The organism is Burkholderia lata (genome assembly GCF_000012945.1).
Taxonomy (GTDB): Bacteria; Pseudomonadota; Gammaproteobacteria; order Burkholderiales; family Burkholderiaceae; genus Burkholderia; species Burkholderia lata.
Genome location: NC_007511.1, coordinates 26,612 through 50,911 on the forward strand (window position 1 = coordinate 26,612; position 24,300 = coordinate 50,911).

Sequence of the window (24,300 nt, forward strand, 5' to 3'; positions counted from 1 at the left end):
TCATGGCTTTGCGCTGACGGCGCGTTACGCGCCGACGCCGAGCATCCGCAGGCAATCGTCGACCACCGCCTCGACGAACGCGGCATGATCCGTTTCCGGTGCCGCGATGATGTGATCGGTCGCGCCATGCACGCCCGCATAGATCAGCAGCGCGGTGACCTGCGGATGCGCAAGCCGCCAGGTGCCGGCCCGTGCGCCGCCGTCGAGAATCGCACCGAGCTGCTCGAGGATCGCGTTCTTGTCGGCATTCGCGCGATCGTGATGATGGTGGTTCGTGTAGACGATGTCGTGCGTGCGGTAGGTCGCCGCGTAGGTTTCGATGTTGGTGCGGATCCACGCGCGCAGGCGCGCGAGCCAGTCGTCGGCGTCGCACGCGTCGACCGCGTGCTGTAGTCGGTCGAGGAACGATGACGTGTAGCGCTGCGCGAGCGCGGCGAGCATGTCGGACTTCGATTCGAAGTAGTGATAGAACGTGCCCTTCGCGACCTGCGCGTGCTCGACGATCTCGCTGATGGTCGTCGCTTCCACGCCCTGCGCGAGGAACAGCGCTTCGGCCGCCGCCATCAGTTCCTCGAGCCGCACTTCCGCCGGCTTCGTGCGCGGCTTGCTCGCCGGCACGCCGTCTTTCATTGTCGTGATCTCTGCCTTGGTCCTGTCCGTCATCGCGCGGCTCGACGCCCGTTCGTGCAAAGCCCGCAGTTTAGGCCAGCGCCCTGCTCACGGCCAATTCAATCCATTGACCGACGGTCAGTCGATATATATTATGAGAATCATTCTCATCTTCGTGCCCGGGAAGGGCTGACCACCATGCCTCGCTATCGTCGCGCCGCACTCGTCCTGGCCGCCTGTCTCGGCACCTTTCTCGCCACGCTCGACATCAGCATCGTCAACGTCGCGCTGCCGACGCTGCAGACGGCACTCGACACCGATATCGGCGGCCTTCAGTGGGTCGTCAATGCGTATGCGCTCGCGCTGTCCGCGTTCATGCTGTCGGCCGGGCCGCTCGGCGATCGCTACGGGCACAAGCGCGTGTGGCTTGCCAGCGTGATCCTGTTCACGGCCGGGTCGGTGGTCTGCGCGTGCGCGGGCAGCATCGAGCCGCTGCTGATCGGACGCGCGATCCAGGGGCTCGCCGGCGCATTGCTGATACCGGGCGCGATGCCGATCCTCACGCATGCGTTTCCCGATGCGCGCGAGCGCGCCCGCGCGATCGGCGGGTGGTCCGCGTTCAGTGCGCTCGCGCTGATCCTCGGGCCGCTGGTGGGCGGCCTGCTCGTCGAACATGGCGGCTGGCAGAACATCTTCCTCGTCAACGTGCCGATCGGCATCGTGACCGTGCTGCTCGGCGCATGGGGCATTCCGGAGCGCCGGCATCCGCAGCACGCGGCGTTCGATCCGCTCGGCCAGGTGTTGAGCGTGATCTGGCTCGGGCTGCTCACGTACGGGTTGATCGGCATCGGCGAAGCCGGCGCGTGGCATGTGAAGGTGCTCGTGCCGCTGGCGGGCGCCGCGGTGGCGTTCGTCGCGTTCGTGCAGGTCGAAACGCGCGTCGAGCGGCCGCTGCTGCCGGTCTGGCTGTTTCGCGACCGGCGGCTGGTGCGCGCCAATCTCGCGTCGTTCGTGCTCGGATTCTCGGGGTACAGCAGCCTGTTCTTCCTGTCGCTGTTCCTGCAGCAGGCGCAGGGGCGCACGCCCGCCGAGGCCGGCTGGCAACTGATGCCGCAGTTCGTGATGACGGCGATCACGTCGATGCTGTTCGGGCGCATCGCGGCGCGTATTCCATTGCACGCGCTGATGGTGGCCGGTTATGGGCTGATCGGCGCGATGCTCGCGGTCATGGCCGGTTTCGGCGCGGGAACGCCGTACCTGCCGGTCGGTATCGTGCTGGCGGTGCTCGGCGTCGGCATGGGGCTCGCGGTGCCCGCGACCGGCATGACCGTGATGGAACTGGCGCCGGCCGAGCGCGCGGGCATGGCGTCGGCGACGATGAACGCGTTGCGCCAGACCGGGATGAGCATGGGCATCGCGGTGCTCGGCAGCATGATGAGCGTCGGGGCGCTGCACCGGATGACGGGCGCGATGCAGGCGGCCGGCAGCGCGCACGCGGATACGCTCGCGCGGCAGGCGGTGATGGAACATGTGTTCGCGGCGGGGCGGCCGGCGCTGCTCGGTGCGTATCGGGACGCGATGGCGTACGGGTTTTCGATCGCGGTCTTGTGCTCCGGAATCCTCAGTATTTTGATTGCGGCGATGCTGATGATGCGGCGTGAAACGAAGCAGCAATCGGGACGCGCGGCGGCGTGCGTGACGTCGTCACAGCCGGAATGATGCGGCGTGCCGGCAGGTCGAGCCTTTCGTAGCGGATCGGGGCGTCCGTCGGACCTGCCTACCTTCGCCGATGCTCGACCGCAAACTTGATCAGCTCGGCCTGCCCTTCTATCTCCAGCTTGCGCTTCAAGTTGAGCCGGTGCGTCTCGACCGTGCGCACCGACAGCCCCGTCTGCTGCGCGATCTGCTTGCTCGACAGCCCTTCCGCCAGCGCGTCGAGGATGTCGCGTTCGCGCGGCGTGAGCCGGTCGAGCGGCGACGCGGTCGCGCTTGCGTGGATCATCCGCGCGGCGAGCCCTTCGCTGAAGAACGTCTGGCCGGCCAGCACCGCGCCGATCGCGCGCACGATCTCGCTCGCGGGCGAATCCTTCAGCAGGTAGCCGCTCGCGCCGGCACGCACGGCCTGCGTCACGTATTCGACGTTGTCGTGCATCGACAGCATCAGCACGCGGATGCCCGGAAAGCGCTCGTGGAATACGCCCGCGAGCGTGATGCCGTTCATCCCGTTCATGCCGACGTCCATCAGCGCGAGATCGGGTTCGAGCGACGCGGCGAGCGCGAGCGCCTCGTCGGCGTTGCCGGCTTCGCCGACCACGGACAGGTCGGCCGCTTCGAGCCGCATCCGCAGGCCGTCGCGCACGAGCGGGTGATCGTCGACGAGCAGCAGTCGGGCGACGGGCCGGGCGGTGTCGGGGGCGCTCATGCGTGAAAGGTCTCCTGTGATGGGGCGCGTCATGACGCGGCGCCGGGCAGCGGCACGCGCGCGGCGACGATCGTGTGGCCGACCTGCGACGAGATCGTCAGCATGCCGCCGAGCGCGTCGAGGCGCTCGCGCATGTTGCGCAGGCCGATGCCGCGGCGTGCGTCGGCCTGCGAGCGTTCGGCGTCGAAGCCGCAGCCGTTGTCGGCGATGGTCAGCGTGACGGAATGTGCGCCGACGTCGAGCGTGACGGCCGCGCGCGACGCCTGCGCATGATGCACGATGTTGCTGAGCGCTTCCTGGGCGATCCGGAACAGCGCGGTGTTGACGGCTTCGGGCAGCGGCCGGGTGCCGCTGTGTGCGACCTGCGTATAGCCGATGTCGATGCCGCTTTCGGCGCCGAGTTCGCGAACCAGCTGTTCGAGTGCGGCTGCGAGGCCGAGGTCGTCGAGCATGGAGGGGCGCAGCGCATGCGAGATGCGCCGCACTTCGCGCAGCGTGTCGCCGAGCCGTCCGACGCCCGATGCCAGCGCCTGCTCGGCTTCGGGCAGGCGCGCCGTGCCGCGTTCGAAACGGGCGAGCGCGGATTCGAGCATCAGTTTCGCGGACACCATCATCTGGCTGATCCCGTCATGCAGCTCGCGCGATAGCCGCGCGCGCTCCTGCTCCTGCGATTCGACCACACGCTGCGCGAGCAGCTTGAGCTTCGCGTCGGCGCTGCGCGACTCGCTGACGTTCAGCACCAGCGCGCACACGGCGATCGCCGCCGCACCCGTGAGCGCGATCGCGGTGAGCCAGCTCATCGTGCGCTCGATGTTCGCGGACGCGCGCGCGTCGATGCGCTGCAGCGCGGTGTCGACGTCGTCGAGATAGATGCCGGTGCCGACCATCCAGCCCCAGCGTTCGAGCGCGACGACGTAGCCGAGCTTCGGCGCGACGCGGCCCGTCGACGGCCGCTGCCAGGCGTAGCGCACGTAGCCGCCGCCGCTCGCCGCCGCGCCGATCAGCTTCTGGATCGTCAGTGCGCCCTGCGGGTCGCGCATCGACCAGTAGTTATGGCCGACGCGCTCGGGCTCGCGCGGATGCATCAGCGAATTGCCGTGCAGGTCGTATACGAAGAAATAGCCGTCGGGGCCGAAATCCATCTTCTGCAGCATCGCGAGCGCCTGCGTGCGGAGCATCGCGTCGTCGCGCGCGTTGCGGCCGCTCGCGTCGTAGAGCGGCATGATCGCGCTCGTCGCCAGCTCGACATAGTGCTTCAGCTCGACTTCCTTGCTCGACAGGTACGCGGCCTGGATCGTCGCGTGCTGCGTGCGCGCGAGGGACGTCGCCTGCTGGCGCACGCCGAAGCCGATGCCGGCGATCGCGAGCAGGAACGGCACGATGGCCAGAAGGAAGATCTTTGCCTTGAGTCTCATGGTGGTGCGAAGCGGCCGCGCACCCGCGCGGGCCGGCCGGGCGCGTCAGCCGTGCGGCGGCGTGTCGAGGCGACATTGTCGGCGATTTTGCGCACGGGCGGCGATGGCGGCCCGGCGGCCACCCTGCTGCTGCTCGGCGGCGCGGGATGTGTCCCGGCCGCTCAGGCCTGCCGCGCCGCGAGGCCGCCGGAAGCGGCCGCATGCACGACGATGCGGTTGCGCCCGCCTTCCTTCGCGCGATACAGCGCGTCGTCGGCGAGTTTCAGCGCGCCCTGCATGTCGTCGTCGTGTTCGGGATAGCTGGTCGTCACGCCGATGCTCACCGTCAGGCGGCCGGACGTACCGGCATCGTGCCGGATGCCGAGATCCAGGATGCCGGTGCGGATCGTCTCGGCGATCGCCACTGCGCCGGTCGTGTCGACGTCGGGCAGCACGACGAGGAACTCCTCGCCGCCGTAGCGCGCTGCGTAATCGGCCGGGCGGCGCAGGCAGCCGGCGATGCAGTGGCCGACCGCGGCGAGCGCGTCGTCGCCGGCCTGGTGCCCTTGCGTGTCGTTGTAGCGCTTGAAGTAATCGACGTCGATGAACAGCAGCGACAGCGCGTGCTGCGAGCGCGCGGCACGGCGCCATTCGCGCGCGAGCGTGACGTCGAGCATCCGGCGGTTGTCGAGGCCGGTGAGGCCGTCGGTACGCGCGAGCGCCTGCAGTTCGGTTTCTGCGCGGTGGCGCTTGCGCAGCTGCACGTCGAGCAGCAGCGACAGGCCGACGAAGCCGATCGCGAGCGCAACCATTGCGGAGCCGATCGGAATCGCACGGTCGTACCACGCGGCGTAGGTATCGGCTTCCGAGCGCGCGACCATGATGATGAGCGGCAGGTTCTCGAGGTGCCGGAACACGTAAAGGCGCCGCACGCCGTCGATCGACGCGGTGTCGGCGAAGCTCCCTTCATTGGCGCTCATGAACCGCCGGAACGTGCTCGCGCGGCTGATGTCGCGGCCGACGATCTTGGGATCGTAAGGCTCGCGCGCGAGCATCTTGCCGTCCGTGTTGATCAGCGCGATCGAGCCGCGATCGCCAAGCGACAGGCGCGAGAACAGGTTCTGGAAATATTCGAGCCGGATCGACATCACGGCGACGCCGCCGAACGAGCCGTCGGGCTTCGTGATCCGCCGGCTGAGCGCGATGCTCGGCGAGCCGCCGCGCAGCCGCGAGTGATACGGGGGGCTGACGTACAGGCCGGCGTCGGGATGGTCGCGGTGTACGGCGAAGTACGGTTCGTTGCCGAAGTTGGCCTTGCGCGGCACGTCGCTCTTGCCGTCGACCGAGATGTCGCCCTTTGCGTCGAGCACGTAGATCCCGCCGAGGTACTTGGCCGTCGTCGCGCGGTCGAACAGCACCTGGCGGCGCAGCGGCATCGGCAGCTTGACGACGTCGGGGTCGTTCTCGCCCTCGACGACGGCCTGCAGCGACAGCGAATAGATCTCGATGTTGCGCTCGATGTCCCACGACGCCATCAGCGCAAGATTCTGCTGCATCGCGGCCGAGCGGTCGCGCGCGTCGATGCGGCCTTCGTACAGCACGACCCCGCACAGGAGCAGCAGGACCAACGCGATCAGCAGCCCGGTATAGAAGATCAGGTGCGGCAGCAGGAACCGGCGCAGATGAGCAGCGACACGGCTCGTCAGGCCGGATTCGCTGGGCATTGCGTAGTCGGTTTCTGCCATGGTCGGTGGATCGATGGGCATTGCCGCCGGGAGGCGGGCCGATGCGATTGTTCGTATGACGTGCCGGCGGCGATCCGTTACGCGGCCATTCCGACGCCTTCCTGCCGGCCGGCGGAGAAAATGGACGCCGATTATCGGTAACCGCGGCCAGATATACCGGTAAATCAAGCATTCACTGGTGACATCTGCGCCGATTCAACGATCCGACGAATCGGGCAACGCGAATTCAACGGAGTATAACGCGCGCGTCCGCGTGCGCGGAAAATGTTGCGGACCGTTGATCCGGATCAAATTACAGTGAATTCACGGGCTTGCGAATATCGGGCAGAGCGTTCCAGCGCAAGGCTTTGCGGCATGCAGGGACGTCGCGCGCGGCATCCAGCTGCCGATTCCCCCCGGTTAACGGCACGCGAACGCGAAAAATGAAGGCAGACGATTTGCGCCGATTATCCGTTTCAACGGTCGGGCGAACGCGAAAATGAAAACGGGCGGCCGTTGCGGCCGCCCGTTTCGTGAAGCACGCCTGCGCTTAACCGCCGTGCTGTTGCGCCTTGAACGCGAGGCGGAACCGGTGCAGCAGCGGCTCGGTATAGCCGCTCGGCTGCGACGTGCCCTGCAGCGCGAGCGCACACGCGGCCTTGAACGCGGTCGACTGGTCGTAGCCGGGCGCCATCGGGCGATAGTTCGGGTCGCCGGCGTTCTGCTGGTCGACGACGCGCGCCATCCGCTTGAACACGTCGAGTACGAACGCCTCGGTGATCACGCCGTGGCGCAGCCAGTTCGCGATGTGCTGGCTCGAGATGCGCAGCGTCGCGCGGTCTTCCATCAGGCCGACGTCGTGGATGTCGGGCACCTTCGAGCAGCCGACGCCCTGTTCGACCCAGCGCACGACGTAGCCGAGGATGCCCTGCGCGTTGTTCTCGACTTCGCTCAGGATCTCGGCCTCGCTCCACGCGGCGCGCTCGACGACCGGCACGGTCAGCAGGCCTTCGAGCAGCGCGGCGCGTTCGCTTGCGTACGGCGTCTTCTCGAGTTCCTGCTGGACGGCCTGCACGTCGACGAGGTGGTAGTGCAGCGCGTGCAGCGTCGCGGCGGTCGGCGACGGCACCCATGCGGTGTTCGCGCCGGCGCGCGGATGCGCGATCTTCTGCTCGAGCATCGCGTGCATCAGGTCCGGCATCGCCCACATGCCCTTGCCGATCTGTGCACGGCCGCGCAGGCCGGCCGACAGGCCCGCGAGCACGTTGTTGCGCTCGTACGACTGGATCCACGCCGACGACTTCATGTCGCCCTTGCGGATCATCGGGCCCGCTTCCATCGCGGTGTGCATCTCGTCGCCGGTGCGATCGAGGAAGCCGGTGTTGATGAACGCCACGCGCGCAGCGGCCGCGGCGATACACGCGGCGAGGTTCACGCTGGTGCGGCGTTCCTCGTCCATGATGCCCATCTTCAGCGTGTTGCGCGGCAGGTTGTACAGATCCTCGATGCGCGCGAACAGCGTATCGGCGAACGCGACTTCGACCGGGCCGTGCATCTTCGGCTTCACGATGTAGATCGAACCCGTGCGCGAGTTGCGCTTCGCCTTCAGGTCGTGCAGCGAGCACAGCACCGTGACGACGCCGTCGAGAATCCCTTCCGGAATCTCGTTGCCGTCGCGGTCGAGCACCGCGCCGTTGGTCATCAGGTGGCCGACGTTGCGCACGAACAGCAGCGAGCGGCCGTGCAGCGACAGCGTGCCGCCGGCGGGCGTGGTGTACTCGCGATCGGCGTTCAGGCGGCGCGTGAAGCTTTTGCCGCCCTTCGCGACTTCCTCGACCAGCGTGCCCTGCATCAGGCCGAGCCAGTTGCGGTAGAGCTGGACCTTGTCTTCTGCGTCCACCGCCGCGACCGAATCCTCGCAGTCGATGATCGTGCTGACCGCGGCTTCGAGCACGACGTCCTTCACGTTCGCGAGATCGGCGCGGCCGATCGGCGTCGACGCGTCGATCTGGATCTCGAGGTGCAGGCCGTTGTGCTTCAGCAGGATCGCGGACGGTGCGTCGGCCGCGCCCTGGTAGCCGACGAACTGCGCCGGCTGCGCGAGGCCCACGATGCCCTTCGCGGTTTCGACGGCGAGCTGGCCGTCCTGCACGCGGTAGCGCAGCGCGTCGCGGTGCGAGCCGCTCGCGAGCGGCGCTGCGTTGTCGAGCACGTTGCGCGCGTAGTCGATCACGCGCTGGCCGCGCGTCGGGTTGTAGGTCGCGGTGCGTTCGGCGCCGCCGTCTTCAGGCAGCGCATCGGTGCCGTACAGCGCGTCGTACAGGCTGCCCCAGCGGGCGTTCGCGGCGTTCAGCGCGTAGCGCGCGTTCGACAGCGGCACGACGAGCTGCGGGCCGGCCTGCGTGGCGATCTCGCTGTCGACGTTCGCGGTGGCTGCCGCGACGTTCGACGGGACCGGCACGAGGTAGCCGATTTGTTCGAGGAACGCGCGATACGCGGCGTGGTCGCGCACGGGGCCGGGGTGCGCGCGGTGCCAGGTGTCGAGTTCCTGCTGCAGGCGGTCGCGTTCCGCGAGCAGTTCGCGGTTGCGCGGCGCCAGGTCGTGCACCAGGGCCGAGAAACCGCTCCAGAACGCGGCCTTGTCGATGCCGGTGCCCGGCAGCGCTTCGTTTTCAATGAACTGGCTCAGCGCTGGCGCGACTTGCAGTCCTGCTTGGTCGATCATCGTTAATCCTCCCGGGGAAAAAATCGCGCGCGGCTTTGGCTGGTTATACCGCGACGCTTTGTGTGCCGGCGCGGGCGATCTGCGCGTCCTGTTCGGACTTTACGCCAGACACGCCGATCGCGCCCGCGATCCGGCCGCCCACCGTGACCGGCACGCCGCCTTCGAGCAACCCCGTCAGCGGCACGCTGAGAAACGCGGTGCGGCCACCGTTGATCATATCCTCATACGCCTTCGTCTCGCGCCGGCCGAGCGCCGCCGCGCGCGCCTTGTCCTGCGCGATATAGGTGCTGGCCGGCGATGCGCCGTTCAGCCGCGCGAACGCGAGCAGGTGGCCGCCGTCGTCGACGACGGCGATCGATACGGCCCAGCCGTGGCGTTCCGCTTCCGCGCGGGCGGCGGCGAGCATGCGGTCGGCATCGGCGAGTTCGAGTTCGGGTTTCGTCTGCATGGCATTCCTCCGGAATCAGGTCAGTTGACGAGGTGGTTGTCGACGAGCTCGATCCAGTGGCGCACGGCCGTGCGGCCTGCGCCGTTCAAGTGAGTCTGGCAGCCGACGTTGGCCGTGACAATCAGGTCGGGCCGCGCGGCTTCGAGCGCGTCGAGCCGGTTGTCGCGCAGTTGCGTCGCGAGTTCGGGCTGTGTCAGCGAATACGTGCCGGCCGAGCCGCAGCACAGATGGCCGTCGGCGACATTCGTCAGATCGAAGCCGAGCTGCGTCAGGATGCGTTCGACCGCGCCACCGAGGCGCTGTGCGTGCTGCAGCGTGCACGGGCAGTGCACCCCGATGCGACGTGGCGTCGAACCGGCCAGCGCGTCGAGCGGCTCGGCAGCGATCACTTCGGCGAGATCGCGTGCGAGCGCGCTGACGCGTTGCGCTTTCTCCGCATAGACGGGGTCAGAACGCAGCAGGTCGCCGTATTCCTTGACGAAGGCGCCGCAGCCGCTGGCCGTCAGCACGATCGCTTCCGCGCCCGCTTCGATCGCGGGCCACCAGGCGTCGATATTGCGGCGCGCACGGGCGAGGCCGGCATCCTGCGCGTTCAGGTGATATTCGGTCGCGCCACAGCAGCCGGCTTCGCGCGCCGGGGTCACGCTGATGCCGAGCCGGTCGAGCACGCGCGCCGCGGCCGCATTGGTGTTCGGCGACAGCGACGGCTGCACGCAGCCTTCGAGCATCAGCACGCGCCGAGCATGACGCACGGGCGGGCGCGGGGCGGCGGCGGGAACGGCGGCCGGGATCTTGTCCTGCAGCGTGCCGGGCAGCAGCGGGCGCAGCGCGCGGCCGGCCTTCAGCAGCGCGGCGAACGTCGCCGGGCGCGGCACGACGTGCCGCAGCCCCGCGCGCAGCAGGCGCTCGCGCGCGGGCCGCTGCACGCGCTTCTCGGCTTCCGCGCGGCCGATGTCGAGCAGCGTGTGATAGCGCACGCCGGACGGGCAGGTCGTCTCGCAGTTGCGGCACGTCAGGCAGCGGTCGAGATGCTGCTGCGTGCGCTCGCCGCACGGCTCGCCTTCGAGCAGCTGCTTGATCAGGTAGATGCGTCCGCGCGGCCCGTCGAGCTCGTTGCCGAGCACCTGGTAGGTCGGGCAGGTCGCATTGCAGAAGCCGCAGTGCACGCACGCGCGCAGGATCGCTTCCGCTTCGTCGGCCCGGGCGAGGGCCTTGCTTGCTTCGCTGAGATTGGTTTGCATCGGCGGGTGGGGATCGGGTTCGCGTCAGAAGTCGGCGTACAGGCGGCCGGGATTGAAAATCGCGTGCGGGTCGAGCTGCGCCTTGAGCTGCCGGTGCACGCGCAGCAGCGCGGGCGGCAGCGGCTGGAACGGCTCGCGTGTCGTGCCCGGCGTGAAGCAGGTCGCGTGGCCGCCCCATTGCGCGGCGAACCGCTGTACGTCGGCCGGTGCGGCGTCGCTCTTCAGCCAGCGCTGTGCACCGCCCCAGTCGGCAAGCAGCGCGCCGGGCAACGCGTCGAGCGGCGCGGCGGCCGGCACCGACAGGCGCCACAGCGGGCGCGGATCGTCGAAGAACGGCAGCGCGAGGTCGCGCAGCCGTGCCCAGAAAGCATCGTCGCGATCGTCCATGCGCTCGCCGCCGATCGTGTCGCGCGCGGCCTTCACCGAGCCCTCGCCGCCTTCGATCCGCACGCGCAGCACGCCGTCCGCGTGGCATGCGCCCGCGAGCGGCAGCCCTGCGCGACGCCACGCGGCGACGCGCTGTACGGCTTCATCCACGGCAAGTTGTAATGCGAGATCGCCAGTTGCACGCGGCTTCGGCAGCACCTTCAGCGACACCTCGGTCACGACACCGAGACAGCCGAAGCTGCCCGCGAGCAGCCGCGACACGTCGTAGCCCGCGACGTTCTTCATCACCTCGCCGCCGAAGCGCAGGTGCTTCGCGTGGCCGGTGATCACGCGGCAGCCGAGCACGAAGTCGCGCACCGCGCCGGCCCACGGGCGGCGCGGGCCCGACAGCGCCGCCGCGAACATGCCGCCGACCGTGGCCGCGCCGCCGAACGTCGGCGGCTCGCACGGCAGCATCTGGCCGGCCGCGTCGAGCATCGCTTCGAGTTCGGCGAGCGGCGTGCCCGCGCGCGCGGTGACGACGAGTTCGGTCGGGTCGTACGACACGACGCCGCGATGCGTGCGCGCGTCGAGCGTGCGGCCTTCGACGGGGCGGCCGAGGAACGCCTTCGTGCCGGCGCCGCGGATGTGCAGCGGCTGGCGGTCGTGGATCGCCGCGTCGACCTGGGCGACGAGCGCCGCGCTGTCGTCGATCGATTCGATGTCGCGTCGCATCAGAAGCGCTCCAGTTCGGGAAACGGCAGCTTGCCGTGATGGACGTGCATCGCGCCGAATTCGGCGCAGCGGTGCAGCGTCGGGATGTTCTTGCCGGGATTGAGCAGGCCCTGCGGATCGAACGCGGCCTTCACAGCGTGGAAGAACGTGATTTCATCGGCGTTGAATTGCACGCACATCTGGTTGATCTTCTCGCGCCCGACGCCGTGCTCGCCGGTGATGCTGCCGCCCGCCGCGACGCACAGCTCGAGGATCTTTCCGCCGAGCGCTTCCGCGCGGTCGAGCTCGCCCGCGCGGTTCGCGTCGAACAGGATCAGCGGGTGCATGTTGCCGTCGCCCGCGTGGAACACGTTCGCGACCGGCAGCCCGTATTCGGCGGACAGCGCGGCAATGCCTTCGAGCACGCGCGGCAGCTCGCGGCGCGGAATCGTGCCGTCCATGCAGTAGTAGTCGGGCGACATGCGGCCGACCGCCGGGAATGCGTTCTTGCGGCCGGCCCAGAAGCGCTGGCGCTCGGCTTCGTCGCGCGCGACGCGGATCTCGGTTGCGCCCGCGTCGCGCAGCAGCGTGGCGACGCGTTCGGCGTCTTCGTCGACGTCGGTCGGCGAGCCGTCGAGCTCGCACAGCAGGATCGCCTGCGCGTCGACCGGGTAGCCCGCGTGGATGAAATCCTCCGCCGCGCGGATCGCGAGGTTGTCCATCATCTCGAGGCCGCCGGGGATCACGCCCGCGCCGATGATTCGCGCGACCGCCGCGCCGGCTTCCGCGACGTCGTCGAAGCTCGCCATCAGCACCTTCACGCTCGGCGGCTTCGGCAGCAGCTTCACCGTGACTTCCGTGACGATGCCGAGCATCCCTTCCGAGCCGGTGAACAAGGCGAGCAGGTCGAAGCCGGGTGCGTCGAGCGCGTCGGCGCCGAGCGTGAGCGTGTCGCCGTCGATCGTCAGGATCTCGACCTTCAGGATGTTGTGCACCGTGAGGCCGTATTTCAGGCAGTGCACGCCGCCCGCGTTTTCGGCGACGTTGCCGCCGATCGAGCAGGCGATCTGCGACGACGGATCGGGGGCGTAGTAGAGGCCGTATGGCGCGGCTGCCTGGGAAATCGCGAGGTTGCGCACGCCGGGCTGCACGCGCGCGATGCCGGCATCGGGGTCGATGTCGAGAATCCTGTTGAACTTCGCCATCACGAGCAGGAGGCCTTTTTCGAGGGGCATCGCGCCGCCCGACAGGCCGGTGCCCGCGCCGCGCGCAACCACCGGCACGCCGAGCGCGGCCGCGACACGCAACACCGCGCGCACTTGCTCGACCGTGTCGGGCAGCGCGACCGCGAGCGGCACCGTGCGGTACGCGGCGAGGCCGTCGCATTCGAACGGCTTGAGCGCCTCGCGTTCGTGCAGCACGTCGAGGCCGGGCGCCGCCGCGTGCAGCGCGGCGACGAGTGTGTCGCGGCCGACGGTCGCCAATGGGCCGTCGATCCGTTCGTCGTAGGTGAAACTCATCGGGGTTGTCTCCACCATGCAGGCGGCTGCGCGACGCGCGGCACGCCGGAAGGAATGGATTCTTGGCGGGCGGCGCGCGCGTGTCCAGACGTGGTGAATGTGGTCATACCAGTTTTTGTCGAGGGCTCGGAAGGCGGCTGCGTCGATTGCTATAAAACCGAATAGCTACAAGGGTTTGTGGGAAAATCGCCGATATCCTTCCGAAGTGGTCATACCAGTATGGAAATGCAGGAACAGGCGGGCCCGGCGCGCAACGTGGCCGACGTCGTTGCCGAGCGCATCGAGAAGCTGATCGTCGACGGCGTGCTGAAGGCCGGGCAGGCGCTACCGTCCGAACGGCGGCTGACCGAGAAGCTCGGCGTGTCGCGCACGGCCGTGCGTGAAGGGATGAAGCTGCTGCGTGCGCGCGGCATCATCGACACCGCGCACGGCAAGGGCTCGTTCGTTGCGAGCCTGACCCCGCAACGCGAGATCACGCCGATGATGCATCTGCTCGGCTCGCAGCCGCGCACGCTGTACGACCTGTTCGAGGTACGCGGGATGCTCGAGACGGAGGCCGCGCGGCTCGCGGCGCTGCGCGGTACGCCGGCCGACTTCATCCTGATCAAGCGTCGCTATGAAGAGATGACTGCGGCCGACGCGCAGGATCTCGATCCGGCCGCGCGCGCGAAGCTCGATCATGCGTTCCATCTCGCGATCTGTGAGGCTTCGCATAACCCGGTGCTGGTGAATACGCTGCAGTCGTTGACGGATCTGCTGCTGAGTTCGGTGTTTGCGTCGGTGAACAATCTCTATCACCGTGAGCCGCTAAAGAAGCAGATCGATCGGCAGCATGCGCGGCTTTATAACGCGGTGACGGGGCGGTTGCCCGATCAGGCGCGCAAGGCGGCGAGCGAGCATATTCGCCAGTGCGTCGAGTATCTGCGGGAGATCGAGCAGGAGGAGCAGCGGTTGGTGCGGTCGACGTTGAGGCTTGAAGGGTGGACGTGATGTCGGCTGCGCGTTGCGGTGTGTCTTGATGCGTATCACGCACAGTGAGCCGCCTCGAGACGCGTGTCACAGGGCTATGTCAGACTGTGAGCCATTCTTCGTGTGGCCCCGCTGTTGTCAGTCGTGATGCGTGGACGCTGTCGTGTGAACAGTGTCTGACGGAACCACGCCGGACGAACCGGTGCGCCACGCTTCCTGAACGGAGGACATCGCATGTCGAACCGGACCCACGACGACGGGCACGACGCCCGCCCCGCCAAAGCCGCGGACGAATCCGCTGATGCGCAGCGCGACGCGTTGCTCGCGTTGCTGAATGAGCTGCTGGAAGCCGAGCGCGCCGGTGCGCGGGTTGCGTCGGAGACGGCGGTGGAAATCGACGATCCCGAACTTCATCGGCTGGTGGCCGGCATTCGACAGGATGAGGCGCACTGGTGTGCGGTGCTGGTCGATGCGATTCGGTCGCTCGATGCGACGCCGACGCATGCTACCGGGGCGTTCTATGAGAAGGCGATGGCGATCGATGATCTGGCCGAGCGGCTGGCGTTTTTGAATCGTGGGCAGCGGTGGGTCGTGCGGAAGTTGCAGGCGTTACTGCCGACGCTCGCGCAGCCGGACATGCATCATGCGCTCACGCAGATGCTGGTGGCGCATGAGAAGAATATCGGGGCGGTGGATGTGCAGTTGCGGATCAAGGGCGGCGAACCGGGCGCAGTGTAGCGGCAGCAGGCGGGGAAACGTGCATCGCGGATTGCCGCGGCTGCGGCATCCTGGCCTGCAAGCGCCGCTCGGCAGCGCAACGCTTCGATGAGCCCGGCTCGACGATCACTCGGCCTGCGCCTGCGCGGGATACGGATCGCAACCCTTCCGATAGGCCTCTGAAGGCCCGCCGCGCGGGCCTGAATCCAGCCAGCCCAGGTTGAACTGGGTATGGCTGTAGCGGCACCGCAGCGTTGGCGCGCCGGACACGGTCTTGTCATCCAGGGTCAAGGTGTCCAGTTTGAGCGGCACTGACGGAAACACGACCTCCGCCAGCGTGATCTGATTCGCGGGGTGTTTGACCTGATTCTTGTCGATCCACCATTCCTCTGCCTTGCCGGATACGACGCGATAACCGGTAAAGGACATCCTTTTCTGCGTGTAATAGAGTGCCATTGGCTGGTTCAACCGTGCATCGTTGCCGGCTTCGAAGTGAAACAGCTTGCTGGGAACGTATAGATCGGTGGGGTGCTCGCCGGTGTTCGGTTTGAACTTGGGCGGGTTGACGAAAACCCATTGATGATCGTCGTTGTAGATCACCAGCTGCACGTCGATATCTGCGGGGTAAACGAGATCGTTGAAGCTCTCGATGTGCATGTCGCGGCTTCCCTGCACGTAACGATAGGCGCTATTTTTGCTGACCAGTTCTTCCGGATCTGCGAGCACGATTTTGGGATGATGGCCGAACGAACCCACCAGGCGATAGCGCGTACCCGGTACATACGCAGAGAGCGGGCGACGGATGGGGATATCCACATTCTTGACGTTCCAGTCGATCGCACGAGCGTCGATCAGGTTCTTCCAGTCAGGCGGTGTGCCTGTCTTCAACGCCACCAGATTTTGCCAGGGGCACACGTCCGATGATCCGCTGCAATCCTGATAGATGTAAAAACTGATTCCGTCGCGTTCCAGTGTCAGCCAGGGTTGCGGATCGGCAGGAAAGCGATATGTCTTATCGTATTTGTGCGTCTCGACATTCGGCATGATCAAGGGCGGGCAGCCCGCCAGCAACGCACATGTCGGCGCCAAAGCAAGCCACATTGCCGCTTTCGAATACTTGGACCTGCGATTCCCGGAATGCATGTTCATATCGTTTTGTCGTTGTTGTTGTCGAGCCGCTGTTACTGATTTCGACGATTGTTTTGTTTGTCGCCGGCGACCTTGGCGACCTTCTCGCTTCGAATGTGTCGAATATTGATTCCGGAAGCAAGTCTGTCAACTGCTATAGATGGCAGCTTCCGGGGTTTCGCAGTACATCTCGCCCGCTCAATCCACGAGCGACAACCAGAAAGAGAGCGCCCGTCGAAGCGGATGACCTCGCGATTCGCAGCGCGAACGACACCCGTGCGGGTGTGAGTCCACGTTCTCTGGTCGCGCCGCCCCGCCCGGTGATCCCGGCCGGATTATTGCCGCGCCCGGCATAACGAACGGCGTGCCCGCCGGCCTCAACCGCCTTCGACGAGCCGCAGCACGATGCTTCTGGCCGATTCGAGATGCGCGACCGTCATCGAACGTGCCGCGCGCGCATTGCGTTCGCGGCACGCCTGCAGGATCTCCTCGTGCTCGACCTGGAACGACGGTGTATCCGCGAGCAGCGTGGTCTGCAGGCGCTCGTACCGTTCAACCTGGCTGCGCAGCTCCGCGATCGTCTTCAACTGCCGCGCGTTGCCGCAGCACGAATAAAGCAGCGCGTGGAATTCGCGGTTCAGCTCGCCCTGCCGGCGCGGCACGGCGGCATCGCCGAGCAGGCGATGGACGAGTTCGGCACGCGCGAGCGTTTCGTCGTCGAGCCGCTTCACGCTCCGGTAGATCGCGTCGCCTTCGAGCAGCGCGCGCAGGTCGTAGATCTCCTGCACGTCCGATGCGCTCAGCATGCGCACGACGGCGCCGCGATTCCTGAAGATATCCAGCAAGCCTTCGCGCTCCAGGCGCTGGATCGCCTCACGCATCGGAATCCGGCTGATGCCGAACCGGTCGGCGAGGTCGCGCTCGACGAGCCGCTCGCCGGCTTCCAGTTCGCCGTTGATGATCATGTCCCGCAACGAGGCGGCCACGGCGTCCGCCGTGGAATCGAGTTTGGCTTCCATGCCTGCATGTTCCGTCAATTTGGAATAATGGTATACCAAACGGGAATCCGGTGCCAAAATGGCGAGCGCAGGCGGGCTTCGTAAAACGACATCCGGCCCGGCCGAAGCAACCCACATCAATGGAGAGCGAGATGGCATCTGGCGAACACAAGTATCGCGTCGCAGTAGAGTGGACGGGCAATCGTGGCACCGGCACGTCGGGGTATCGCGAGTACGGCCGCGATCATCTGATCCGGGCCGGTTCCAAGCCAGACATTCCCGGTTCGTCGGACCCGGCGTTTCGCGGCGATGCGGCGTGCTGGAATCCGGAAGACCTGCTGCTGGCGTCGGCATCGGCGTGCCACAAGCTCTGGTACCTGCATCTGTGTTCCGACGCGGGCATCCGCGTGCTCGCCTATGTCGACAACGCGGAAGGCACGATGGTCGACAGCGTCGAGCCGGGCCGCTTCACGGAAATCGTGTTGCGCCCGCACGTGACGATCCAGGCCGGCGACGATCGCGAGCGGGCGGAACATCTGCATCATGACGCGCACGCGAAGTGCTATATCGCGAACTCGGTCAATTTTCCGATCCGCTGCGAACCCGTGATCGAATTCGCCGCAGCGTGATAACGACACCCGCCGGATGACATCGACGATGAAGCTCTTCTACTACCCCAGCAATGCCAGCATGGCGCCGCACTTCGTGCTGGAAGAAATCGGCAAGCCGTTCGAACTCGAATTCGTCGACCGCACGCACGACCAGCACAAGTCGCCGGACTACCTCGCGCTGAATCCGAACGGGCTTATCCCGGTGCTGACCGACGGCGACCTGGTGCTGTACGAAGCCGCCGCCATTTGCCTGCATCTCGCGGATACGCATCCCGAGCAGCGGCTTGCGCCCGCACTCGGCACACCGGAACGCGCGCAGTTCTACAAATGGCTGATGTGGCTCACCAACACGCTCCAGACGACGCTGATCGCGTACTTCTATCCGGAGCGCTGGGTCGACGTGGGCAACGTGGCGGGCGCCACGCAGGTGAAGGCGCACGCGGAGGCGAAAATCGCGGCGCTGCTGGATCAGCTCGAGCGTCAGCTGGAGACGAGCGGCGGCCCCTGGCTGCTCGGCGCACACTACACGGTGCTCGATCCGTATGCGCTGATGCTGTGCCGCTGGACGCGCGGCTTTGCCGAGCCGGCGCGGCAGCGTCCGGTACTCGGCGGCTATCTGCAGCGGGTGCTCGCGCGCCCGGCGATCCAGCGGGCGTTGCAGACTGAAGGGCTTGCGCAGCCCTGGGTGTGACGCATCATGGCGGCAGCATGCGCGTCACTCGATGCGCATGCGTGCTGAGCGATCCGGAAACGGCAGCGGCCATGACGTCGCGAACTCAGCATTGGCGTCAGCGTCACAGCGCAACGCCATACACCTCCCGCGCCGTCACACGGATTGCATCGGCCATCACCGCGACGGCCGGCGAATGCAGCCGGTCGGTGCGCGTGATGATCCCGAAATCGTCCATCCGGCAATCCATCTCCAGCGGCAGCACCGTGACGATCCCGTGCCGCGCGTAGTAGCGCGCGACGTCCTCGGCCAGCACCGCGATCATGTCGCTCTGTTCGAGCAGCTGCGTGATGAACAGCAGCGCGGACGTCTCGACGAGGTTCGCCGGCGGCGCGAGGCTCGCGCGCTGGAACACGAGTTCGAAGCGATGCCGCAGCACGCTGCCGGCCGGCGGCACAACCCACGCGGCGCGTTGCACGTCCGCGAGCGACAGCGGTGCCTGCGCGAGCAGCGGATGGCCGGGCCGTACCACCGCGGCCACCGGCTCGCCGGTCAGCGGCTCGTAGCGCAGACGCAGCTTGTCGTGTTCGGCGGAGAGCCGGCCGAGCACGATGTCGATCTTTTCCTGCGCAAGATGTTCGAGCAGCACGTTGCTGGTGTCGATCTCGACCGACACGTGCAGACCGGCATGCGTCCCCTTCACGGCGGCGACGGCCGGCGGCACGAGCCGCAGGCCCGGCGACGTGATCGCCCCCACCGCCACATGGCCGAGATGGCCGGCCTTCAGCGCGGCCAGTTCCTCGTGCGCCTGGTCGAGGCTGCCGAGCGCCGCGCGCGCATGGCGGATCAGCGCGTCGCCGTACAGCGTCGGCCGCATCCCGCGCGGCAGGCGCTCGAACAGCACCGCGCCGATCGATTCCTCGAGTTCGCGCAACAGCTTCGACGCGGCCGGCTGCGTCATGTTCAGCGCGGCCGCCGCGCGGTGAATGCTGCCTTCGTCGGCAAGCGCGACGACCAGCAGAAGCTGGCGCGTCTTCAGGCGGCCACGGTTTCCCCACGGGCTGGCATCGGGCATCGTACGGGTTTATATCGATATCGAAATGGATATCGTAATCGCCCAAAACGTCATTAGCGAGTTATCAAAATTCTGCCTAGACTGCGCCGGTATCCCGTCACCACAGGACTGACGATGTCGGCAACGAAACCCAGGCTGCGCTCCACCCAATGGTTCGGCACGAACGACAAGAACGGCTTCATGTACCGGAGCTGGATGAAGAACCAGGGCATCCCCGATCACGAGTTCGATGGCCGGCCGATCATCGGCATCTGCAATACGTGGTCCGAACTGACGCCGTGCAATGCGCACTTCCGCAAGCTCGCCGAGCACGTGAAGCGCGGGATCTCCGAGGCCGGTGGTTTCCCGGTCGAGTTCCCGGTGTTCTCGAACGGTGAATCGAACCTGCGTCCGTCGGCGATGCTCACGCGCAACTTAGCTTCGATGGACGTCGAGGAGGCGATTCGCGGCAATCCGATCGACGCGGTCGTGTTGCTCGCCGGCTGTGACAAGACTACGCCCGCGCTGCTGATGGGCGCGGCGAGCTGTGACGTGCCGGCGATCGTCGTGTCGGGCGGGCCGATGCTGAACGGCAAGCTGGAGGGCCGGAACATCGGCTCGGGCACGGCCGTGTGGCAGCTGCACGAAGCGCTGAAGGCCGGCGAGATCGACCTGCATCACTTCCTGTCGGCCGAAGCCGGGATGTCGCGCTCGGCCGGCACCTGCAACACGATGGGCACCGCGTCGACGATGGCGTGCATGGCCGAGGCGCTCGGCGTCGCGCTGCCGCACAACGCGGCGATTCCGGCCGTCGATTCGCGCCGCTACGTGCTCGCGCACATGTCGGGCATCCGCATCGTGGAGATGGCGCTCGACGGGCTCGTGCTGTCGAAGATCCTCACGCGCGCGGCGTTCGAGAACGCGATCCGCGCGAATGCGGCGATCGGCGGCTCGACCAACGCGGTGATCCACCTGAAGGCGATCGCGGGCCGCATCGGCGTGCCGCTCGAACTGGAGGACTGGATGCGCATCGGCCGCGACACGCCGACGATCGTCGACCTGATGCCGTCGGGGCGCTTCCTGATGGAAGAGTTCTATTACGCGGGCGGGCTGCCGGCCGTGCTGCGCCGGCTCGGCGAAGGCGGGCTGCTGCCGAACCCGGACGCGCTGACGGTGAACGGCAAGTCGCTGTGGGACAACGTGCGTGAAGCGCCGAACTACGACGACGAAGTGATCCGCCCGCTCGACCGGCCGCTGATCGCGGACGGCGGCATCCGGATCCTGCGCGGCAATCTTGCGCCGCGCGGCGCGGTGCTGAAGCCGTCGGCGGCGAGCCCCGAGCTGCTCAAGCATCGCGGCCGCGCGGTCGTGTTCGAGAACCTCGACCACTACAAGGCGACGATCAACGACGAGGCGCTCGACGTCGACGCAAGCTCCGTGATGGTGCTGAAGAACTGCGGGCCGCGCGGTTATCCGGGGATGGCCGAGGTCGGCAACATGGGGCTGCCGCCGAAGCTGTTGCGCCAGGGCGTGAAGGACATGGTACGGATTTCCGACGCGCGGATGAGCGGCACCGCGTACGGCACGGTCGTGCTGCACGTCGCGCCGGAGGCCGCCGCCGGCGGGCCGCTCGCGGCCGTGCGAAACGGCGACTGGATCGAGCTCGACTGCGAGGCCGGTACGCTGCATCTCGACATTACGGATGACGAACTGCAACGCCGCCTGTCGGACGTCGATCCGGCCGCGGCGCCGGGCGTCGCCGGCCAGCTCGGCAAGGGCGGCTACGCCCGGCTGTACATCGATCACGTGCTGCAGGCCGACGAGGGATGCGACCTCGACTTCCTGGTCGGCACGCGCGGCGCGGAGGTGCCGAGCCATTCGCACTGAGCGGCTGCGCGGCAGCCGGTTGCGGGCTTTCCCGGCCCGCGCTTCGTGAAACCGTGAACGCATGACGGCCGGCCGCTACAAGGGCCGGCGCAGGACGCGAACCATGACATCGAGCAGCACGCCGCGCTATCGTGGCATCTTCCCCGTCGTCCCGACGACGTTTGCCGACACCGGCGAGCTCGACCTCGCGAGCCAGAAGCGCGCGGTCGATTTCATGATCGACGCGGGCTCGGACGGGCTGTGCATCCTCGCGAACTTCTCCGAGCAGTTCGCGATCACCGACGACGAACGCGACGTGCTCACGCGCACGATTCTCGACCACGTCGCGGGCCGCGTGCCGGTGATCGTCACGACGTCGCATTACGGCACGCAGGTGTGCGCGGCGCGCAGCCTGCGCGCGCAGCAGCTCGGCGCAGCGATGGTGATGGCGATGCCGCCGTATCACGGCGCGACGTTCCGCGTGCCCGAAGCGCAGATCTTCGAGTTCTATGCGCGCGTGTCGGATGCGATCGCCATTCCGGTCATGATCCAGGACGCACCCGCGAGCGGCACCGCGCTGTCGGCCCCGTTCCTCGCGCGGATGGCACGCGAGATCGAACAGGTCGCGTACTTTAAAATCGAGACGCCGGGCGCCGCGAACAAGCTGCGCGAGCTGATCCGGCTCGGCGGCGATGCAATCGAAGGGCCGTGGGACGGCGAGGAGGCGATCACGCTGCTCGCCGATCTGCACGCAGGCGCGACCGGCGCGATGACGGGCGGCGCGTATCCGGACGGCATCCGGCCGATCCTCGAAGCCTTCCGCGAAGGGCGTCACGACGACGCCTACGCGCGCTACCAGGCCTGGCTGCCGCTGATCAACCACGAGAACCGCCAGTCCGGGATTCTCACCGCGAAGGCGCTGATGCGCGAAGGCGGCGTGATCGCGTGCGAGCGGCCGCGGCACCCGATGCCGGAGCTGCATCCGGACACGCGTGCGGAACTGCTCGCGATCGCGCGGCGGCTCGATCCGCTTGTGCTGCGCTGGGCACGCTGAACGATCAGCGAAGGACCACCGAAGGATTCGCGAAGGAGGCATGCACGATGAGTGATCAGGTTTCGCTGGGTGTCGTCGGCATCGGCAAGATCGCGCGCGACCAGCATCTGCCGGCGATCGACGCCGAACCGGGTTTCAAGCTGACCGCGTGCGCGAGCCGGCACGCGGAAGTCGCCGGGGTACGCAATTACCGCGATCTGCGCGCGCTGCTGGCCGCCGAGCGCGAGCTCGACGCCGTGTCGCTGTGCGCGCCACCGCAGGTGCGCTATGCGCAGGCGCGCGCCGCGCTCGAAGCGGGCAAGCACGTGATGCTCGAAAAGCCGCCGGGCGCGACGCTCGGCGAAGTGGCCGTGCTGGAAGCGCTCGCGCGCGAGCGCGGCCTCACGCTGTTCGCGACCTGGCATTCGCGCTGCGCGAGTGCGGTGGAGCCGGCCCGCGCCTGGCTTGCGACGCGTGCGATCCGCGCGGTGCAGGTGCGCTGGAAGGAAGACGTGCGGCGCTGGCATCCGGGGCAGCAATGGATCTGGGAGCCCGGCGGCCTAGGTGTGTTCGACCCGGGCATCAATGCGCTGTCGATCGTCACGCGAATCCTGCCGCGCGAGCTTGTGCTGCGCGAGGCGACGCTCATCGTGCCGAGCGACGTGCAGACGCCGATCGCCGCCGAACTCGATTGCGTGGATACCGACGGCGTACCGGTGCGCGCGGAATTCGACTGGCGGCACGGTCCGGTCGAGCAATGGGAGATCGCGGTCGACACGGCCGACGGCGTGCTCGCGATCAGTCGCGGCGGCGCGCAGTTGTCGATCGCGGGCGAGCCGGTCTGGCTCGGTCCCGAGCGCGAGTATCCGGCGCTGTATGCGCACTTCCATGCGCTGATCGCGCGTGGCGAAAGCGACGTCGACGTACGGCCGCTGCGGCTCGTCGCCGATGCGTTCCTGTTCGGCCGGCGCGTGCAGACCGACGCGTTCGGCCGCTGACCCTGCGGGCGCGCTGCGGCGCGATCACGCACGACGAATCATTACGGCATGAGCCGACACAAAGGAGACATCGCATGAACCGCACGACCCACACGATCCGCCGCCATACGTTGCGCGCGCTGCTCGCCGCGCTTTGCATCGCACCGCTCGGCATGCAGGGCGCCGCGCGCGCCGACGCGCCGCTGAAGATCGGCTTCCTGGTGAAGATGCCCGAGCAGGCGTGGTTCATCAACGAGCAGAACGCCGCGTCCGCGCTCGGCCAGAAGGAGAACTTCTCGGTCGTGAAGATCGGCACGCCTGACGGCGAGAAGGTGCTCGCCGCGATTGACAACCTCGGCTCGCAGGGCGCACAAGGCTTCGTGATCTGCGCGCCGGACGTGCGCCTCGGCCCGGCAATCGCCGCGCGTGCGAAGCGCTACAACATGAAGTTCGTGACCGTAGACGACCAGCTCGTCGATTCGACCGGCAAGCCGCTGCCGAACGTGCCGCACCTCGGGATGTCGGCGACCAAGATCGGCAACCAGGTCGGCCAGGCCATTGCCGACGAGATGAAGCGGCGCGGCTGGAAGCCCGAGGAAGTCGGTGCGCTGCGGATCACGAACTACGAGCTGCCGACCGCGAAGCTGCGCACCGACGGCGCGACGCAGGCGCTGCTCGCGAACGGCTTCCGCAAGGAGAACATCTTCGACGCGCCGCAGAAGACGACCGACGACGAAGGCGGTTTCAGCGCGGCCGCGCCGGTGCTCGCGCGCCATCCGAACGTGAAGAAGTGGGTGGTCTACGCGCTGAACGAGGAAACCGTGCTCGGCGCGGTGCGCGCGACCGAGCAGCTGCATATCCCGGCGGCCGACGTGATCGGCGTGGGCATCAACGGTGCGGGCGAGGCGTTCGCCGAATTCCAGAAGAAGGAGCCGACCGGCTTCTACGGGACGATCGCCGTCAGCTCGACGAACCACGGCAAGGACAGCACGCAGAACCTCGTCGACTGGATCCGCAACGGCAAGACGCCGGCGCCCGACACGCAGACGAGCGGCAAGCTGATGACGCGCGCGAACTGGCAGGCCGTGCGTACCGAGCTCGGCATCTGAGCGCA

At 67.5% G+C, this 24,300-nt stretch carries 20 protein-coding genes and 1 pseudogene; 9 read left to right on the forward strand and 12 right to left on the reverse strand.

The genetic code is table 11. The annotated features are described in order from the left end of the window. Nucleotides 1–24 precede the first annotated feature (24 nt). Nucleotides 25–663, reverse strand: coding sequence for a TetR/AcrR family transcriptional regulator (locus BCEP18194_RS22895; protein WP_011353640.1), 639 nt, complete (start codon nt 661–663; stop codon nt 25–27). Nucleotides 664–807: 144 nt separating this feature from the next. On the opposite strand from BCEP18194_RS22895, the gene BCEP18194_RS22900 reads away from it, so the two are divergent. Then, nucleotides 808–2,328 (forward strand): MFS transporter, encoded by a 1,521-nt coding sequence (locus BCEP18194_RS22900; protein WP_011353641.1) that lies wholly within the window; start codon nt 808–810, stop codon nt 2,326–2,328. A gap of 58 nt (nt 2,329–2,386) precedes the next feature. Here BCEP18194_RS22900 and BCEP18194_RS22905 read toward each other — a convergent pair whose 3' ends face one another. The 8 genes from BCEP18194_RS22905 to glcD all read right to left on the reverse strand — a co-directional run bounded on the left by BCEP18194_RS22905 (nt 2,387) and on the right by glcD (nt 13,163). After that, the gene (locus BCEP18194_RS22905; RefSeq protein WP_011353642.1) at nt 2,387–3,031 is read right to left on the reverse strand and encodes a response regulator; all 645 of its coding nucleotides are present in this window, start codon (nt 3,029–3,031) and stop codon (nt 2,387–2,389) included. Nucleotides 3,032–3,060: 29 nt separating this feature from the next. Continuing rightward, the gene (locus BCEP18194_RS22910; RefSeq protein ID WP_011353643.1) at nt 3,061–4,446 is read right to left on the reverse strand and encodes a cache domain-containing protein; all 1,386 of its coding nucleotides are present in this window, start codon (nt 4,444–4,446) and stop codon (nt 3,061–3,063) included. 161 nt (nt 4,447–4,607) lie between these two features. Continuing rightward, nucleotides 4,608–6,170, reverse strand: a complete 1,563-nt coding sequence (locus BCEP18194_RS22915; protein ID WP_041493140.1) for a sensor domain-containing diguanylate cyclase — start codon at nt 6,168–6,170, stop codon at nt 4,608–4,610. A gap of 529 nt (nt 6,171–6,699) precedes the next feature. Continuing rightward, a complete protein-coding gene (locus BCEP18194_RS22920; protein WP_011353645.1) occupies nt 6,700–8,874 on the reverse strand; it encodes a malate synthase G in 2,175 nt (724 codons plus the stop codon). Between the two features lie 43 nt (nt 8,875–8,917). Next, the gene (locus BCEP18194_RS22925; RefSeq protein WP_011353646.1) at nt 8,918–9,322 is read right to left on the reverse strand and encodes a GlcG/HbpS family heme-binding protein; all 405 of its coding nucleotides are present in this window, start codon (nt 9,320–9,322) and stop codon (nt 8,918–8,920) included. A 20-nt stretch (nt 9,323–9,342) separates the two neighbouring features. Then, entirely contained in the window at nt 9,343–10,563 is a 1,221-nt protein-coding gene (gene glcF, locus BCEP18194_RS22930) for a glycolate oxidase subunit GlcF (RefSeq protein WP_011353647.1), read from the reverse strand. Between the two features lie 24 nt (nt 10,564–10,587). Further along, a complete protein-coding gene (glcE, locus tag BCEP18194_RS22935) occupies nt 10,588–11,664 on the reverse strand; it encodes a glycolate oxidase subunit GlcE (protein WP_011353648.1) in 1,077 nt (358 codons plus the stop codon). Continuing rightward, the gene (glcD, locus tag BCEP18194_RS22940) at nt 11,664–13,163 is read right to left on the reverse strand and encodes a glycolate oxidase subunit GlcD (RefSeq protein WP_011353649.1); all 1,500 of its coding nucleotides are present in this window, start codon (nt 13,161–13,163) and stop codon (nt 11,664–11,666) included. Before glcD ends, glcE begins: the two co-directional genes overlap by 1 nt. Before the next feature lie 219 nt (nt 13,164–13,382). On the opposite strand from glcD, the gene glcC reads away from it, so the two are divergent. Next, nucleotides 13,383–14,153, forward strand: a complete 771-nt coding sequence (glcC, locus tag BCEP18194_RS22945) for a transcriptional regulator GlcC (RefSeq protein WP_011353650.1) — start codon at nt 13,383–13,385, stop codon at nt 14,151–14,153. Nucleotides 14,154–14,426: 273 nt separating this feature from the next. Further along, a pseudogene (locus BCEP18194_RS22950) lies at nt 14,427–14,870 on the forward strand (DUF6306 domain-containing protein); the annotation flags it as partial. A gap of 105 nt (nt 14,871–14,975) precedes the next feature. On the opposite strand, the gene BCEP18194_RS22955 reads toward BCEP18194_RS22950, so the two are convergent. Further along, a complete protein-coding gene (locus BCEP18194_RS22955; RefSeq protein ID WP_011353652.1) occupies nt 14,976–15,998 on the reverse strand; it encodes a hypothetical protein in 1,023 nt (340 codons plus the stop codon). Between the two features lie 356 nt (nt 15,999–16,354). Continuing rightward, nucleotides 16,355–16,996, reverse strand: coding sequence for a GntR family transcriptional regulator (locus BCEP18194_RS22960; RefSeq protein ID WP_011353653.1), 642 nt, complete (start codon nt 16,994–16,996; stop codon nt 16,355–16,357). 131 nt (nt 16,997–17,127) lie between these two features. On the opposite strand from BCEP18194_RS22960, the gene BCEP18194_RS22965 reads away from it, so the two are divergent. Next, nucleotides 17,128–17,604 carry an OsmC family protein gene (locus BCEP18194_RS22965; protein WP_041493435.1) on the forward strand — a complete coding sequence of 159 codons (477 nt, stop codon included), beginning with the start codon at nt 17,128–17,130 and terminating at the stop codon, nt 17,602–17,604. Between the two features lie 28 nt (nt 17,605–17,632). Continuing rightward, nucleotides 17,633–18,277, forward strand: coding sequence for a glutathione S-transferase family protein (locus BCEP18194_RS22970; protein WP_244273059.1), 645 nt, complete (start codon nt 17,633–17,635; stop codon nt 18,275–18,277). 103 nt (nt 18,278–18,380) lie between these two features. Here BCEP18194_RS22970 and BCEP18194_RS22975 read toward each other — a convergent pair whose 3' ends face one another. Then, the gene (locus tag BCEP18194_RS22975) at nt 18,381–19,331 is read right to left on the reverse strand and encodes a LysR family transcriptional regulator (RefSeq protein WP_011353656.1); all 951 of its coding nucleotides are present in this window, start codon (nt 19,329–19,331) and stop codon (nt 18,381–18,383) included. Nucleotides 19,332–19,445: 114 nt separating this feature from the next. Here BCEP18194_RS22975 and BCEP18194_RS22980 point away from each other — a divergent pair, with 114 nt between their 5' ends. From BCEP18194_RS22980 to BCEP18194_RS22995, 4 genes are all read left to right on the forward strand, one after another. Then, a complete protein-coding gene (locus tag BCEP18194_RS22980) occupies nt 19,446–21,197 on the forward strand; it encodes an IlvD/Edd family dehydratase (RefSeq protein WP_011353657.1) in 1,752 nt (583 codons plus the stop codon). 103 nt (nt 21,198–21,300) lie between these two features. Next, entirely contained in the window at nt 21,301–22,230 is a 930-nt protein-coding gene (locus BCEP18194_RS22985; RefSeq protein WP_011353658.1) for a dihydrodipicolinate synthase family protein, read from the forward strand. A gap of 47 nt (nt 22,231–22,277) precedes the next feature. Then, the gene (locus BCEP18194_RS22990; RefSeq protein WP_011353659.1) at nt 22,278–23,207 is read left to right on the forward strand and encodes a Gfo/Idh/MocA family protein; all 930 of its coding nucleotides are present in this window, start codon (nt 22,278–22,280) and stop codon (nt 23,205–23,207) included. Nucleotides 23,208–23,281: 74 nt separating this feature from the next. Beyond that, entirely contained in the window at nt 23,282–24,295 is a 1,014-nt protein-coding gene (locus tag BCEP18194_RS22995) for an arabinose ABC transporter substrate-binding protein (RefSeq protein ID WP_011353660.1), read from the forward strand. Nucleotides 24,296–24,300: the final 5 nt, after the last annotated feature.